This is a genomic window from aff. Roholtiella sp. LEGE 12411, assembly GCF_015206995.1.
Classification (GTDB): domain Bacteria; phylum Cyanobacteriota; class Cyanobacteriia; order Cyanobacteriales; family Nostocaceae; genus Komarekiella.
This window is the reverse complement of record NZ_JADEXR010000285.1, coordinates 1-2526: the sequence shown is the minus strand read 5'-3', so window position 1 is coordinate 2526 and position 2526 is coordinate 1. Positions and strand designations below refer to the sequence as shown.

Below are 2526 nucleotides of genomic sequence, written 5' to 3'. Positions count from 1 at the left end.
AGAAAATACCCCTTTAGCTGTGGAAAGCAGTTATACCTTTAACCAGAACATATCCCTTCCTAACAATACTGCAATCGGCGATCGCTACCTACTATTTCTCACCGATGGAGCTAATCAGCAGAGTGAAGCAGACGGTTCTAACAATGTCCGGGCACTACCAATTCAGCTAACTGCCCCAAATTTGGTTGTTTCTGCTAGTGCCCCAACATCAGCTACCTTGGGTGAGACGATTTCTGTATCTTGGACTGTTAGTAACCAAGGTGCAATATCTGCTAATGCCGACTGGTACGACGGAGTTTACATTTCTGAGGACCAAATTTGGGATAGTAGCGACACTTATGTTACAGAAGTTTCGACTGGTAATAACACGCCTTTAGGCGCAGGTGCTAGCTATGTCATCAATCAAAATATTTTTCTACGACAAACTAAGGTAGGCGATCGCTATTTACTTTTTGTCACAGACGGTAACAACGCCCAAGGAGAAACCAACGAAACTGATAATGTTGTCGCTACTCCTATTACTCTGAGTGCGCCTGATTTAGTCGTATCAGCTGTAACAGCACCGGAGATGGGAGTTGTAAATGGCACCGTAAACGTGTCTTGGACAGTCACTAACCAAGGTAATTTCACGGCATCGACAGACTGGTCTGATTCTGTTTACCTCTCTACTAATAATATCTTTGGTGACTTTGATGACCGTTTGCTTACCTCTAAATCAATTACTACGCAAACACCGCTAGCCGCAGGTAGTAATTACACTATTAACCGCAGTATTAATTTACCCAATGTTGTTGTTGGCAACTATAATCTGCTATTTAAGGCTGATGGTAACAATCAGCAAGGAGAAACAGACGAAAATAATAATGTTCGGGCTATTCCCATCAATATCAAAGCCCCGGATTTAATAATTTCCGATGCTACTGCCCCAACTAACGGTATTGCCAATGGCACTATTGATGTATCTTGGACTGTTACCAACCAAGGGGAAGTTCAGGCTCCAGCTGATTGGTATGACAGTATTTATCTATCAACAGATAATACTTTTAGTGCTTTCAGTGATTCTTTCATTACTGCTCAATATATCTCCACCCAAACCCCGTTAGCTGCGGGAGGAAACTATACTATTAACCGGAGTATTACATTACCTAACCGTCCCGCAGGTGATTACTACTTACTCTTTAGAACAGACTACTACGATTATTACAGCTCCAACTATCAAGGCGAAACTGACGAAAACAATAATGTCCGGGCTATCCCCATTACTATTGGTGTACCAGATTTAACAATTTCTGCGGCTACCGCACCGGAATCAGGGGCTTTGGGTGAAACAATTGATGTATCTTGGACAGTAGCCAACCAAGGTGCAGTCACAGCCCCCGCAGATTGGACGGATAGAATTTATATTTCTACTGATGCAACTTGGGACAGTTCTGATACTTTAGTTACTTCGGAATCCATCGCTAGTCAAACTCCCTTAGCGGCTGGCTCAAATTATACAATTAATCGCAGCATTACCTTACCAAATCAAGCCCCTGTGGGCAGTGGTTATTTACTATTTAGAGCTGATGCCAATTCTGCCCAAGGTGAAACCGACGAAACCAACAACCTGAGAGCGATTCCCTTCACCATTGATGCACCTAACTTAGTTGTAACTAATGGTACTGTTCCAGAATCAGTTTCTATTGGTGCAACCATCAACGTTGCTTGGACAGTGGCGAACCTTGGTTCTTTTGCGGCCAATGCTGATTGGTATGATACGATCTACATCTCCACTGATGCTACCTTTGACAGCAACGATCAGTTTATTGGCTTACGCTGGGCTAGTGGTGATACCCCACTGGCTGCGGCAGCTAGCTATAATGCCACTCTAGACATTACCTTACCAAATGCGGTTACAGGCGATCGCTATTTGCTAATTGTTGCAGATCGTAACAATGTTCAAGGTGAAACCAGCGAAACTGATAATGTCTATGCCATTCCCATCAACATTTCGACAGTTGATTTAATAGTTGACTCTGCAACAGTACCTAATGCTGCGGTGTTAGGTGATACCGTTGCTCTTTCTTGGACAGTGAAAAACCAAGGTACGGGAGCTGCACCAAGTGATTGGTATGACTATGTTTATATCTCCAGTGATCAAACTTTAGATGGTTCTGATACCTTAGTTACTTCAGAACTGATTTCTACTCAAACTCCCTTGACTGCGGATACAAGTTATACCATTAATAAAAATGTAACTTTACCTAGCACTGCTATAGGCGATCGCTACCTGCTATTTGTTGCAGATCGTAACAATCAGCAAAGCGAAACAGATGAAACTAACAATATTCAAGCAGTAGCGATCACACTCAAAGCCCCTGATTTAGTAGTCAGCAACATTACCGCCCCAGTGGAAGCCATTTCTGGACAACAGATTGAGATTGTTTGGACGCTTACAAACCAAGGTACTGCGGATGCTACAGGTAGCTGGACAGATAATGCTTATCTTTCAAATGATGGCATAATTGGGAGCGATCGCTACATTAC

Annotated in this window: 1 protein-coding gene; it reads left to right on the top strand. The window is 42.9% G+C overall.

Annotated features, from left to right (window positions below; translation table 11 throughout):
• Positions 1-2526: CARDB domain-containing protein (locus IQ246_RS29380; protein ID WP_304952587.1), on the top strand; the 2526-nt coding region annotated here is incomplete at both ends.